This is a genomic window from Sphingomonas sp. BK481 (assembly GCF_014194875.1).
Lineage (GTDB): Bacteria > Pseudomonadota > Alphaproteobacteria > Sphingomonadales > Sphingomonadaceae > Sphingomonas > Sphingomonas aerolata.
In genome coordinates this window covers 1-14032 of record NZ_JACIAP010000011.1, presented here as the reverse complement: position 1 = coordinate 14032, position 14032 = coordinate 1, and the positions used below count along the sequence as shown (strand labels likewise).

Sequence of the window (14032 nt, the reverse complement as noted above, 5' to 3'; positions counted from 1 at the left end):
CGGCGATGCGGCTATGGCAGTCGGGCAGAATGATTGGTCGACCGCTCGAACTGCCCCTGCAAGACCGCATGATCGGTGCGCTGTACCGTGAGGCGATGCGGCTGGCCGAAGAGGCGCGGGCCTATTTCGACGATACGGGACGGACCGACCGGGACGGGCTCGAACCGCTCGTCCGCGTCAGCCTGAGCTGTGAATCGCTCAAGGTCACGACCCGGTTGCTCCATGTCCTCGCGTGGTTGCTGACACAGCGCGCGGTTCAGGCGGGCGAACTCACGCGGGGCGAGGCGCTGGATCCGGCGCGGCGGCTCGGCGAGGCGCCTGTGACCGATGACGCGATGCTGGCAGCGTTTCCGCCCAGCGCGAGGGCGCTGATCACCGCGAGCATGCAGCTTCACCGGCGCGTCGCGCTGCTCGACGCCGCGCTCGATGCGCCACGGCCCGCCGCCAGCCCCGCCTTGTCGATGCAGGATCGCCTCGCCCGCGTGCTCTAGCGCGGCGGGCGGGGCGTACCGTCAGACGGGCCTAGCCTAGGCGAGACCGAGCCGGGTGCGTGCCGCGCGATATTCGCGCTCGAGCCGGTCGACGCGGTCGGCGACACTCTCGACTGCGGTGACCGCGCCGATCCCCTGGCCCGATCCCCAGATATCCTTCCACGCCTTGGGCTTCGATCCACCCTCGGCATTGGCGCCGGCCCCGAAGTTCATCGTCTTCAGATCACCCTCGGGCAGCGCATCGGGATCCATCCCCGCCGCGACGATCGACGCGCGCAGGTAATTGCCGTGCACGCCGGTGAACAGGTTCGAATAGACGATGTCCGCCGCGCGCCCCGCGACGATGCCGTCCTTATAAGCCTGGTCGGCATTCGCCTCGACCGTCGCGATGAAGGGCGAGCCGATATAGCCGAAATCGGCGCCCATCGCCTGCGCCGCGAGCACCGCGTCGCCGGTCGCGATCGCGCCCGACAGCGCGAGCGGACCGTCGAACCACTGGCGAATCTCCTGGATGATCGCAAAGGGCGACAGTCGTCCGGCATGGCCGCCGGCACCCGCCGCGACCGCGATCAGGCCATCGGCGCCCTTTTCGATCGCCTTGCGCGCGAACCGGTCATCGATGACGTCGTGCAGCGTGATTCCGCCCCAGCCATGCACCGCGGTGTTCAGATCCTCACGTGCGCCGAGCGAGGTGATCACGATCGGCACCTGCCATTTGGCACAGGTTTCGAGATCGCGTTCGAGCCGGTCGTTCGACTTGTGGACGATCTGATTGACGGCGAACGGTGCCGCCGGACGGTCGGGATTGGCGCGGTTGTGCGCGCTCAGTTCCTCGGTGATCCGGTGGAGCCATTCGTCGAGCATCGCCTGCGGTCGCGCATTGAGCGCGGGGAAGGATCCGACGATGCCAGCCTTGCACTGGGCGATCACCAGGTCGGGTCCGGAAATGATGAACAGCGGCGACCCGATCACGGGCAGGCGCAGGCTCTTTAGAATAGCGGGTACGGTCATGGCGCGTTTCATAGCGCAGCCGAAACGGCTGCGCTAGCACTCTGGTTAGAGCGGCAGTCACGTGTGATTGCCATGAGACCGCAAATGCTTAGAGCGGTCGGCATAGAATGTTCCGGAGATGTGCCGCCATGAAGTTTGCCGTTGCCGCCTTGCTGGCGCTGTCCGTGTCTGCGCCCGCGCTTGCCGCAGGTCAGTTGCCGCGCAGCGTCGTGCCGATCCTTTACGATATCCAAGTGCGCCCGGACGCGAAGGCGATGACGTTCAGCGGGACCGAGACGGTGACCATCGACGTCAAGCAGGCGACCCGGACGATCCAGTTGAACGCGGCGGATTTGAACATCATGTCGGCGACGTTCGACGGCCGCCCCGCCACCATGAAGGCGGACGCTGCCGCGCAGCTGCTCACGGTGACGCTGCCCGCGGCGGCGAGCGTCGGGCGGCACAGCCTCGCCTTTGCCTGGACGGGCAAGATCAACCAGTCCGCGTCCGGGCTGTTCGCGATCGACTATGCCAATGCCGACGGCTCGTCGTCGCGGATGCTCGCGACGCAGTTCGAGGCCCCCGACGCGCGCCGGTTCGCACCGATGTGGGACGAGCCCGCGTTCAAGGCGAAGTTCCGCCTGTCTGCGGTCGCGCCGGGCGCGCAGCTGGCCTTCTCGAACATGCCTGCGACGGCGATCACGAAGCAGGCCGACGGCACGCAGCTCTACAAGTTCGGCGAGACGCCGCTGATGTCGAGCTATCTGCTGTTCCTCGGCATGGGGGACATGGAGCGCAAGACTCTGATGGCGGGCAAGACCGAGATCGGCATCATCAGCCGCAAGGGAGTCGTCGATCAGGGCGATTATGCGCTCGCCGCCGCGAAGGACCTGCTCGCCTATTACAACGATTATTTCGGCCAGCCCTATCCGCTGCCCAAGATGGACATGATCGCGGGGCCGGGATCGAGCCAGTTTTTCGGCGCGATGGAGAATTGGGGCGCGATCTTCTATTTCGAGAACGAATTGCTGTTCGACCCGAAGCGCGCGACCGAAAGCGCCAAGCAGCGCATTTATACCGTTGTCGCGCATGAAATGGCGCACCAGTGGTTCGGCGACCTCGTCACCATGGCGTGGTGGGACGATCTGTGGCTGAACGAGGGGTTCGCCTCGTGGATGGAGGGCAAGTCGAGCGGCGTACTCGTGCCAGCGTGGAAATCCGAGGCGGCCGCGGTGTCGGGCGAGCGCGAGGGGGCGATGGGGATCGACGCAACGTCCGCGACGCACCCGATCATCCGCAAGGTCGAGACCGTCGACCAGATTGGCGAAGCGTTCGACGGCATCACCTATTCAAAGGGGCAGGCCGTGATCGGCATGCTCGAATCGACGCTCGGCCCCGACGTGTTCCGCAAGGGCATCCGCAGCTACATGGCCAAGTATAAATACGGCAACACGGTCACCGAACAGCTCTGGGCCGAATTGTCCGCAGCCGCGGGCAAGCCGGTCGCCGAGATCGCGCACGACTTCACCTTGCAGGGCGGCGTGCCGCTGGTGACGATGACGGGCGCGACCTGCAACGGCGGCGTTACCACCGCGACGCTGACGCAGGGCCGGTTCGGGCTGGATGCGGCATCGAAGACGCCGCAGACCTGGCATGTGCCGCTGGTCGTGGGCAATCTCGGCGGTGCGCAGGCGGCGACGATCGTCACCGGCGCAGCGCCGTCGCGAGTCACGATCCGGGGATGCGGTACGGTCGTCCTCAACCGCGGCAAGGGCAGCTATACTCGCGTGATGTACGACGATGCGGGGCATGCCGCGATCGTCCGCGACTATGCCAGACTAGACCTCGCCGACCGGCTGGGCACGCTGGGCGATGATTTCGCACTTGCGGCGGGCGGCTATCAGGACCTGTCGCGCTACTTCGCGGTGATGGACAAGGTCGGGCCGGACGCGGATCCGCTCGAATGGTCGTCGGTCGCAGGTGCGCTCGGCAGGATCACCGGGCTGTACGACGACACTCCGCTCGAGGCGCCGCTGCGCGCGCGGTCGGTCGCGATCCTCGGTCCCGTGCTCGCGCGGATCGGCTTCGAGGCTAAACCGGGCGAATCGCCGCTGACGAGCAATTTGCGCGAGACGCTGGTCGGGCGGCTCGGCACCAATGGCGATACGGGCGTCGCGGACCGTGCGCGGCGCTATGTCGCGGCGCTGGCGACCGATCCGACCGCGATCCCGCCGGCGATCCGCCAGCCGATCCTGTCGACCTATGCCGTCAATGCGACCCCGGTGGAATGGGACGCGCTGCTTGCGCTCGCCAAGGCGGAGAAGAGCCCGGTTGCCAAGAACCGGTTCGTGACGCTGCTCGGGGTCGCGCGTGATCCCGCAACCGCGGGGCGGGCGCTCGCGCTGCTTAAGACCGACACGATCACCGCGCCGCAAAAGGCCGGGCTGCTCCGCGCCGTCGCGGGGGCGCATCCCGACCTGGCGTTCGACTGGGCGGTCGCGAACCGTGAGCTGGTCGAGAGCTTCCTCGAGGCGAGCACGCGATCTGGCTATATCGTCGGGCTCGGCGCGGGCTCTAACGATCCGGCGATGCCGGGCAAGATCAGCGCCTTCGCGGACAAATATCTGCCCGCCTCGTCACGGGGCGGCGTGACGCGGTCGCTGTCGACGATCGCGGTCCGCAAGGCCGCCGCCGACCAGCTGCGTCCCGCCGTCACCAAATGGGTCGCACGCTGACACAGCGGCACCGGACCCCGGGCGATTCCCGGGGTTCGGTGCGCATGGCTAGTCGATACGGGTCAGCCCGGTTGCGCAGGCGCGGGCCTTCTCGACATAATGCCGGGCGGAGACGCGGAGCGCCGCGATCGCCTCCGCATCGAGTTGCCGGACGGCGCGGGCAGGGCTGCCGATGATCAGGCTGCCCGCGGGGAAGGTCTTGCCCTCGGTGACGAGCGCGCCGGCGCCGACGATGCAGTCCTCAGGAATCACCGCATGATTGAGCAGGATCGCCCCCATGCCGATCAGCGACCGGTCGCCGACCGTGCAGCCGTGAAGGATCGCGTGGTGGCCGATCGTGCAATCCTCGCCGATCCGAAGCGGCGCGCCGGGATCCGAATGGAGCATCGCGCCCTCCTGGATGTTGCTCCGCGCGCCGATGACGATCGGCGTATTGTCCGCGCGGACGACCGCCCCGAACCAGACGCTTGCCGCCTCTCCGAGCTGGACATCGGCGATCAGATCGGCGCTTGGCGCGACCCAGGCGGTCGGGTGGCAGGTGGGGCGTTTGTCGCCCAGGGCATAAAGCGGCATCGCGTCGTCTCTCCGTCGAACCCGCGGTCCGCGGCAATGCCTGAAACGACACCGCCGCACCGCAGATCATCAGTTCGATGTCTGCGATACGGCGGGATCCTCTGCAAGGGCGGCAGGACGGGCCGTCAGGCGACGGGCGGCATGCCCTTGATCACCTTGTCGAGCGTCAGCGGATATTCGCGGATCCGAACGCCGCAGGCATTGTAGACCGCATTCGCGACCGCCGCGCCGACGCCGCAGATGCCGAGCTCGCCGACACCCTTGGCCTTCATCGGCGACGACTTGGCATCGGTCTCGTCCATGAAAAACACGTCCTGATAGGGCACGTCGGCATGCACCGGGACATGATATTCTGCCATGTCGTGATTGACGAAATAGCCGAACCTCTTGTCGACGACCGCGTCCTCCATCAGCGCCGCACCGACGCCCATGGTCATCGCGCCGATGACCTGGCTGCGCGCCGACTTGGGGTTGAGGATCCGCCCGGCGGCAAACGCACCGCTCATGCGGCGTACCCGAACCTCGCCGGTCGCCGAATCGACCGCGACCTCGACGAAATGCGCGCCGAAGGTCGACTGCGCATAGGTCTTGGTCAGATCGCCGAACTCGATCGAATCCTCGGCCGACAGGCCCGCATCGCCCGCCGCCTCGGCGAGCGAGACGCTGCGGTTGCCCGACTTCACCTTGCCGTCCTCGAAGACGATGTCCGTGGGGTCGAAGCCGAGCTTGCGTGCGACGCTGTCGCGCAGTGCCGAACAGGCGGCATAGACGCCCGCGGTCGAGCTGTTGCCGCCCCATTGGCCGCCCGAGCCGGACGAGACGGGGAAGCTGCTGTCACCGAGCAGGACGATCACCTTGTCGAGCGGCACGCCCATCATCTCGGCCGCGGTCTGCGCGATGATCGTGTAGCTGCCGGTGCCGATGTCGGTCATGTCGGTGGCGACGGTGACAACGCCCTTCTTGTCGATGCCGACGCGCGCGCCCGACTTCATCGTGACATTGTCGCGGAAGGCGGACGCCATGCCCATGCCGATGAGCCAGCGCCCCTCGCGGACCTGGCCCGGCACGGGATTACGCTTGTTCCAGCCGAACCGCTCCGCGCCCGTCCTGAGACAGCCGACGAGATCGCGGTGCGAGAAGGCACGCTTGGGCGATTCGGGATCGACCTGCGTATCGTTGACGATGCGCAACTGAACCGGATCCATCTTCAGCGTCTCGGCAAGCTCGTCCATCGCCGCCTCGAGCGCGAGCAGCCCGACCGCCTCGCCGGGGGCGCGCATCGCGTTGCCCTCGGGAAGGTCGAGCGTCGCGAGCCGCGTCGCGGTCATCCGGTTCGCGCCTGCATAGAGCAGCCGGGTGACGTTCGGCGCGGTCTCGGGTCCACCGCCGGGGAGATCGCCCGACCAGCTTTCATGCGCGATCGCGGTGATCGTGCCGTCCTTGCGCGCGCCGATCCGCAGCCGCTGGATCGTCGCCGGACGGTGCGTCGTGTTGTTCATGATCTGCGGACGGGTCAGCGCGACCTTGACCGGCTTGCCACCGATCGCGCGCGAGGCAAGCGCGGCCATCACCGCATCGCTGCGGATCCAGAGCTTCGACCCGAAGCCGCCGCCGACGAAGGGCGACAGGACGTGAATGTCCTCCTTCGGGATGCCGAGCGTCTCGCTCATGTCGCGCACCGCCCAATTGAGCATCTGGTTCGAGGTCCACAGCGTCAGCTTCGACCCCGTCCACGCGGCGGTCGTCGCATGCGGTTCCATCATCGCATGGCTCTGATCGGGCGTGGTATAGGTCTGGTCGAGCTTGACCGGGGCCTTGGCAAAGGCACCGGCGAAGTCGCCAATCGCCGTATCGGGTTTGCCGTCCTTCGGCTTCACCGCGGCGGACTTCTCCGCGGCGAGATCGAACTTTCCGGCGCTGCGGGCATAGGTGACGCGGACCAGCTTGGCGGCTGCGCGCGCCTGTTCGAACGTCGACGCAACCACGATCGCGACGGCCTGGTCGAAATGCTGGACGTCGGGGCCCGCGAGCATGCGCGCGGTATGCGCCTGCGCCTTGGCCACCGTACCGGCATTTTCATGCGTGACGACGGCGAGCACGCCCGGCGCCGCCTTGGCTTCGGCGAAATCGATCCGCTCGATCCGGCCCTTGGCGATCGCCGCGCCGACGATATAGCCATAGACCGCGCTGGGTGCGGCGTCGTTGCGTTCATAGGCATAGCGCGCGGTTCCAGTGGTCTTGCGCTTGCCGTCGATGCGGTCGACCGGTTGACCGACGACCTTCATGCGGTCGATCGGGTTGGTCGTTGCGGAGGTATCGAACTTCATGGCGATCAGGCCTTCGCTTCTTCGAGCACTGCGTGGATCGTGCGTTCGATCAGCGGCAGCTTGAATGCATTTTGCGACGTCGTGCGGGCACCAGCCAGAACGGCCGCGGCCGTGGCCTTGGCGCCCTGGGGCAGTTGCGCCTCGGCAGCTTCGACCCGCCACGGCTTGTGCGCGAGGCCGCCAAAGGCAAGGCGCCCGCGACCGTCGGGCTGGATGACCGCCGCGACCGACACCAAAGCGAACGCGTAGGAGGCACGGTCGCGCACCTTCTGATAGATGTGCGTGCCGCCAATCGGCTTTGGCAACGTGACCGCGGTGATCAGCTCACCCGGGGCGAGCGCGGTCTCGATATGCGGCGTGGTGCCCGGGAGCCGGTGGAAGTCGGCGATCGGGATGGTGCGCGTCTGGCCCGCCGAATTGACCGTCTCGACGGTCGCATCGAGCACCCGCATCGCGACCGCCATGTCGCTCGGATGAGTCGCGATGCAGGCATCGCTGGTCCCCATGACCGCGAGATTGCGGTTGAAGCCGCCGATCGCCGCGCAGCCGCTGCCCGGCTGGCGTTTGTTGCAGGGCTTGGTGGTATCGTAGAAATAGGGGCAGCGGGTCCGCTGGAGCAGGTTGCCCGCGGTGGTCGCCTTGTTGCGCAACTGGCCGGACGCGCCCGACACCAGTGCCCGGCTGAGCACGCCATAATCCTTGCGGACACGGGCGTCAGCGGCGAGGTCGGTGTTGCGAACCAGCGCACCGATCCGCAGGCCGCCGTCGCTGGTCGGTGCGATCGTATCGAGATCGAGGCCGTTGACGTCGATCAGATGCTGCGGCGTCTCGATCTGCAGCTTCATCAGGTCGAGCAGGTTGGTCCCGCCCGCGATGAACTTGGCGCCTGGGGTGCGGACGGCGGCTGCCGCGGCGGCGCTCGCGGTCTTGGCGCGTTCGAAGGTAAAGGCCTTCATGCCATGCGCTCCGTGCCGGCGACGTCGTGGATCGCGTCGATGATGTTCGAATAGGCGCCGCAGCGACAGATATTGCCGCTCATCCGCTCCTGAAGTTCCGCGGTCGTCACCTTCGGCTTGGCGGCGATGTCGCCGGTGGCATGGCTGGGGATGCCTTCCTTGATCTCGTTGAGCGTCGCGACCGCGGAGCAGATCTGGCCCGGCGTGCAATAGCCGCACTGATAGCCGTCATGCTTGACGAAGGCGGCCTGCATCGCGTGCAGCTTCTCCGGCGTGCCCAGACCCTCGATCGTGGTGATCGAGTCGCCCTCGTGCATCACCGCGAGCGTCAGACAGCTGTTGATCCGCCGGCCCTCGACGATGACCGTGCAGGCGCCGCACTGGCCGTGATCACAGCCCTTCTTCGTGCCCGTCAGCTTCATCGTCTCGCGCAGCGCGTCGAGCAGGGTCGTCCGCGTATCGACCTCGATCAGGGTATTGCGGCCATTGACCTTGAGCGTCACCGGCATCGTCGTCGGCGGGGTCTGTTGCGGTGCCGCCACCTGCGCACCCACCGGGGTCCCGGTCAGGGTCGCGGTCGCTACGCCACCCGCGATCACGCCGCGGCGCGATACGGGAAATCCGTCATTGCTGTTCATAAAGATCTAAAGCTCCCTGATCCGCTAACGAACGGATCGCCACGGAACCGGTTGCGTCGCCACGCCGGAATCCGCCCTAACTCGGAAAAAATAGGTATCAGGCGGCTGCCGCGCCATAGGGCGGGACCGGAATAATCGACGGCCTAAGCCAAAAGTCCCAATCCGACACCGTCATTGACCCTTCAAATCGCACGCAATTCTGATATCGTCATGATCACGATCAAGGGATTGAGCGATGCAGAGTTACGCGCAGACGGTTGCTCGACTGAGGTCGATGGCTTTCCTCCTCGAGGAGGCGCTGCGCATCGCGGACGAAGGCGGCAATGCGCTGGTCGGCGCGAAGATCAGCGATTGTGTCGACTGGATCGAACAGGAGCTGACGTCGGTCAACGTGCGAGCCGCGCTCCATCCGATCACCGAACAGGGCAGCGCGGACCCCGCCTGAGGGCCTCGCGCTCGGCGAGTCGAAACCACGTCAGTCGTGGCGCCGGGGAAAGGTCCCGTTCTTGAGGATCGTCAGCTGGACCGTCTGGGCATGATCAATCTCGGCGTTTGATCGGCTCGCGCGCCGCCGATGCCAGTTAAGGCAGGCGATAACCGCGGCGATCCGTGACCAGCGTCGCTCGCGCTGACTGTGCGCGCTGCTGGTTGCTGCAGCGCGCGCGCAGTCCGCATCCTCGCGCTTTCATCGGTGCCGCGACTCGACGTCAAAAAAAGTCGGAGATGGAGCGATGGACAGTCTGCCCCCCCTGTGCTCGGATCTGTGCAGAGGGGAACAGCATGAGACCGGTTTTCAGATCTGGAATGGCGCTAACCGCGGTCGCCGCGACGATGGCTTATGGCATGACCCCAGGGGTGGCCCGCGCCCAGGTCGCAGATCCCCTAGCGATGACGACCGATCCCGCAGATCGCGCGGTGATGGCGGAGGCGGCGTCGGCGATTGCCGGACGATCGCCCGACATCGCCCGGCTCGATGCGGTCCTTGCCAAACTGCCGCGGCCGACGCCCTTGCGCGGCATGGTGCAGACGGTGCGGGCTGGTGTTCTCGCAAGCGCGCAGGCGACCGGCCCCGCGGTCGCGGCGATCGAGGAGGCGCTGCGGCTTCTGCCGGATGATCCGCGGCCGAAACTCGTCGCGACGGGAATCTATACGTTTTCCGGTTCACCGCAGCGCGCCGCGGATCTCCTCCTCCAGGCTAGCCGGCTTGCGCCTGAGATGACGCGGCATTTCGACCGCTACGTCGTCATGGCGTTGACGGGGCGTTTGACCGAGATCGGCGATCGGAGCCGGGCAGACCGGCTCAACGCCCGGCTTGGCGAGATCGGCTTCAGTTCGGGGCTCGCGCCCGAACGCTCGACCGCAGCCTTGTCCCGCACGCGCGAGGCGATGCGGATGTCGCCAGGCGCAGCGACTGACGAGGCGGTAAACCTCGTCACGACGATCGGTGATCCGGACGATCTGCTCACACTCTATATCGACCGACGCTATGCACCGCTCTGGCCGCGGATCGCCGAGTGGGCCGGTGCCGATCTTGCCGCCCAGTCGCGACGCTACCTCGACGAGCTGCGCGGCGACTGGGCGGCGGCTGCCAATTTCGACACCGCTACGCCCTATGCGCGTCGCCTTTCCCGCCTCGAGGCGTATCCCGCGGTGCTCGGCCTGTTCCTGCCGATGTTCGACGGGATCGAGATCGGGGCGGCGGTGCCGATGGACGCGCGAGCCGCGGGCGCGCCGCGGGGCGAGGGCGTGTTCCTCGCGCCGATCGTCGCCAGGGCGCTGGCGCATCAAGGGCACTATGACGAGGCGCGGGCATTGCTCGCCAGGGTCGCGACGACCGTGCCGGCCGACGACCAGGGCAATGGCCTCAATCTCGACGGCGCCTATCTGCAGCTGGCGGCGATGGAGACCGACTGGCCGCAGGTCCTCACGCGCGCCGACGTCTTTCTCGACCGGGCGAAACGATACGGGAGCAACGTCAACCGCGCGTCCGTCCTGCTCGTCAAAGCCTGGCAGGCCTGTGCGCTCGCCCGGACTGGACAGAGCGCTGCCGCCGAACCCGTCACCGCAGAGGTGCTGTTGGACGAAGCGCTGGTGCCGGGCGCCGCAATGCAGATGTATGTCTGTCGGGGCGACCAGGCCGCGGCGCGCGCGCTCGTCATCCGCCGGCTTGCCGACGAGACGACCCGCGACTGGGCGCTGCGCTATGTCCAGCCGACCGGCTCCGCGACGACGACGCCGCTCGACCGGTTGACGGACCCGGTCGACGACGCGGTCCGGACCGCGCCCGACGTCGTCGCCGCGGCGACGCGGGTAGGGCGGATCCTGCCGAATCCCGTCAGCGTCGGGCTGCCGCAGGGGTTCGATCCGTTCCGCCTCCAACCGCGGACGACGCCGCTGGACGCGAACGCGGTCTAGGCGGCCGCGACGCCGATCGACCTCAGTCGCCGCACTGGGTCATCGTCACCGGCGCCGAATCGATCCTCACGTCGGATACCGACACCCCAAGCGCGCCGTCGGTCGCCAGCACGAAGGGCGCGGTGACATCCGCCATGTCGACACCGCGCTTGGCAAAGCATTGTAGCGGCACGACGACCTGGCGCCATTCGCCCGGCGTACCAGTGGCGAGCGTCTTGGTGATCGGGACGGTCACCGCAGCGCCGTCATGGCTGACCATGCCGAGCGTGACGGGTGCGCTGGCGGCGCGATCGACGCGCAGGTCGACGACGAGGCTCAACTCGCCATTGCTCTCCCGCGTGAGATCGAGCGGACGATCCGCCTCGATGCGTGCCTCGGCCGCACCGCCCGACCAGACGAGGCTGCGTGCATCCTCCTGGCGGCGGCGGTCGACCGCCGAGGCGGTGAGCCGCCGGTTCGTCGTCGTCGCATTGACGCCGAGGAGGCGGACTTTCGACTGCCCCTGTTCGGCAAGGACGAGCGACCAGCCTTCGGGGACACGGCCCTTGCCGAACACGATGCCGCTCGATGCCACGGCGAGTCCGGCGGGGCGCGTCTCGTCGAGCTTCGGGACGGTGCCCGGCTTCGCGTAGCTCAACCCATAGCCATAGGCGAACAGAGGGTCATAGCCGGGGTCTGCGCGGTTGAGCACATATTGATCGGGGCGTTTGGGCCAGGAGAAGCTGAGCTTGCCGCGGAAGTCGTTGGCGATGCGCCCGTCCTTGGTGCGGAACAGCACGTCGGCGACGCCGCCGCCCTCGCTGCCCGGCAGGAACGCCGCGACGAACGCATCGGCGGCATTGAGCTCGGCGTTCACCCAGAGCGGCCGGCCGGAGAGGAATACCGCCACCACCGGCACGCCCGCCGCCTTGAGCTTGCGGAGCAGCGCGAGATCGGCCTTGTCGTCGGGGCTATAGTCGAGCGTCGGGCGGTCGCCCTTGAACTCGGCATAGGGCTGTTCGCCGAACACGACGATCGCCGCATCGGGTTTCTTCGCGAAGCTGCCGTTCGCCGACAGCGTCGCGGTGCCGCCCGCCGCCTTGACCGCCGCGTCGATGCCCGACCAGATTGACTGGGCATTGGGGAAGTTCGCATTGGTGAGGCCGCTACCCTGCCAGGTCAGCGACCAGCCGCCCGCCTGTTGCGCGATATCATCGGCACCGCCACCCGCGACCAGAATATTGGCCGAGGGCTTGAGCGGCAGCAGCCCGGCTTGGTTCTTGAGCAGCACCAGCGACTCGCGCACTGCCCGCCGTGCGATCGCACGATGGTCGGCCGCGCCGATCCGCTCCATCTTGCCCGCGAGCGCGCGCGACGACGGCCGCCCGCGGTCGAACGTGCCCGCGCGCAGCTTGACGCGGAGGATGCGGCGAACCGCGTCGTCAAGCCGCGCGGCGGAAATCTCGCCCGACTGCGCCTGTTTCAGCGTGTTGGCGTAGAGCGTCTTCCACCCGCTGCCCGAATACATGAACATGTCGAGCCCGGCATTGATTGCGGGGGCGCAGCTCTCGTTCGAACAGCCCTCGACCTGGCCGTGGCCGTTCCAGTCGCCGACGACGAAGCCGTCGAAATGGAGCCGGTCCTTGAGCACGCCGGTCAGCAGGCTCTTGTTGCCGTGCATCTTGGCGCCGTTCCAGCTCGAGAAGCTCGCCATCACCGACTGCGTACCCGCCTCGATCGCGGCGGGGTAGCCACCAAGATGGATGTCGCGCAGCGTCGTTTCGGGGATCAGCGCATCGCCCTGGTCGCGCCCGCCGGTGCCGCCGTCGCCGAGGAAATGCTTGGTCGTCGCGATCACGCGGTCGGGGGCAAGGAAATTTCTGGTGCCGACCTTGCCCTGCACGCCCTCGATCACCGCGCCGGCAAAATCGGCCTGGACCGCAGGCTCTTCCGAATAGCTTTCATAGGTGCGGCCCCAGCGATCGTCGCGAACCACCGCGAGCGTCGGCGCGAAGGTCCAGTCGATCCCGGCGGCGGCGGTCTCGATCGCGGTCACATGGCCGATCTCGCGCATCAGGTCGCGGTCGCGCGTCGCGCCAAGGCCGATATTATGTGGGAAGAGCGTCGCACCGGGGATGTTGTTGTTGCCGTGCACCGCGTCGGTGCCCCAGATCACCGGAATGGCGGGCCGACCGTCGCTGCGCGCCATCGACGCATCGTAAAAGGCATCCGCGAGCTTCAGCCACTCGATCGGCGGCGCAAGATCGTCACCGTTCGGACCCGAATTGCCCCCGTTGAGGATCGAGCCGAGCTTGTAGGTGCGCAGATCGGCGGGGGTGATGCTGGCGATGTCGACTTGGATCAGCTGGCCGACCTTGTCCTCGATCGACATGCGCGCGACGATCGCGTCGAGCCGTGCCTCGATCTTTGCATCGCGCAACGGCATGGCCTTGGCGGTCGGCCAGACATCTGGATTCGCGACCGCCGAAAGCGGTTTAGACGCCGGGCTCGAGGCCGGCACGGCAGATATTGGAGCAGATGTCGGGGCAGGGGCAGGGGGCGGCGAGGCCGGCGGTCGCGACGTGATCGGCACGGCCGCGGTCTGTAGCAGCAGTGCGATCGTCACCGATGAGAAACCCGTCGACATCCTTATCTCCCTGATCCCGGTTCGAAGCTCTCCGACTGATGCCGACGCCCCCGGGCATTGCCACCCTGCTATCGCCGCAGCGGGGCGTCGGGCAAATCATTTACGTTACAAGCATGGGAAGGATCGAGCTGGCATTCGAACTCCCGTGCTGCCTGCCACCGCTCGGTAGCCCAGTATAAGCGTCACGGGGGCGCAGAACGCGCCAGGGCGCAAAAATTGCCATAAAAGTGAAATTTGCATTTGACGGGGTTGGGGAGTGGGCCTAGAGGGGTGTCACCGCA

Annotated in this window: 10 protein-coding genes; 4 read left to right on the top strand and 6 right to left on the bottom strand. The window is 67.2% G+C overall.

Annotated features, from left to right (window positions below):
- Nucleotides 1-29: 29 nt before the first annotated feature.
- Nucleotides 30-491, top strand: coding sequence for a DUF1465 family protein (locus FHY04_RS17720; RefSeq protein ID WP_183937313.1), 462 nt, complete (start codon nt 30-32; stop codon nt 489-491).
- Between the two features lie 36 nt (nt 492-527).
- On the opposite strand, the gene FHY04_RS17715 is transcribed toward FHY04_RS17720, so the two are convergent.
- Nucleotides 528-1502: a nitronate monooxygenase family protein gene (locus FHY04_RS17715; protein ID WP_107934454.1), complete on the bottom strand. Its 975-nt coding sequence runs from the start codon at nt 1500-1502 to the stop codon at nt 528-530.
- A gap of 128 nt (nt 1503-1630) precedes the next feature.
- On the opposite strand from FHY04_RS17715, the gene FHY04_RS17710 reads away from it, so the two are divergent.
- Nucleotides 1631-4216: a M1 family metallopeptidase gene (locus FHY04_RS17710; protein WP_183937312.1), complete on the top strand. Its 2586-nt coding sequence runs from the start codon at nt 1631-1633 to the stop codon at nt 4214-4216.
- Between the two features lie 48 nt (nt 4217-4264).
- On the opposite strand, the gene FHY04_RS17705 is transcribed toward FHY04_RS17710, so the two are convergent.
- The 4 genes from FHY04_RS17705 to paoA form a co-directional block, all read right to left on the bottom strand.
- A complete protein-coding gene (locus FHY04_RS17705; protein WP_183937311.1) occupies nt 4265-4789 on the bottom strand; it encodes a gamma carbonic anhydrase family protein in 525 nt (174 codons plus the stop codon).
- Between the two features lie 125 nt (nt 4790-4914).
- A complete protein-coding gene (gene paoC / locus FHY04_RS17700) occupies nt 4915-7116 on the bottom strand; it encodes an aldehyde oxidoreductase molybdenum-binding subunit PaoC (protein ID WP_183937310.1) in 2202 nt (733 codons plus the stop codon).
- Nucleotides 7117-7121: 5 nt separating this feature from the next.
- Nucleotides 7122-8072: a xanthine dehydrogenase family protein subunit M gene (locus tag FHY04_RS17695; RefSeq protein WP_183937309.1), complete on the bottom strand. Its 951-nt coding sequence runs from the start codon at nt 8070-8072 to the stop codon at nt 7122-7124.
- Nucleotides 8069-8710, bottom strand: coding sequence for an aldehyde dehydrogenase iron-sulfur subunit PaoA (gene paoA, locus FHY04_RS17690; RefSeq protein WP_037529025.1), 642 nt, complete (start codon nt 8708-8710; stop codon nt 8069-8071). Before paoA ends, FHY04_RS17695 begins: the two co-directional genes overlap by 4 nt.
- A 274-nt stretch (nt 8711-8984) precedes the next feature.
- Here paoA and FHY04_RS17685 point away from each other — a divergent pair, with 274 nt between their 5' ends.
- Together FHY04_RS17685 and FHY04_RS17680 are read left to right on the top strand one after the other, a co-directional pair.
- Nucleotides 8985-9155: a hypothetical protein gene (locus tag FHY04_RS17685; protein WP_156363498.1), complete on the top strand. Its 171-nt coding sequence runs from the start codon at nt 8985-8987 to the stop codon at nt 9153-9155.
- 443 nt (nt 9156-9598) lie between these two features.
- Nucleotides 9599-11125: a hypothetical protein gene (locus FHY04_RS17680; protein WP_183937308.1), complete on the top strand. Its 1527-nt coding sequence runs from the start codon at nt 9599-9601 to the stop codon at nt 11123-11125.
- A 22-nt stretch (nt 11126-11147) separates the two neighbouring features.
- On the opposite strand, the gene FHY04_RS17675 is transcribed toward FHY04_RS17680, so the two are convergent.
- Nucleotides 11148-13751 (bottom strand): exo 1,3/1,4-beta-D-glucan glucohydrolase, encoded by a 2604-nt coding sequence (locus FHY04_RS17675; RefSeq protein WP_183937307.1) that lies wholly within the window; start codon nt 13749-13751, stop codon nt 11148-11150.
- Nucleotides 13752-14032 lie beyond the last annotated feature (281 nt).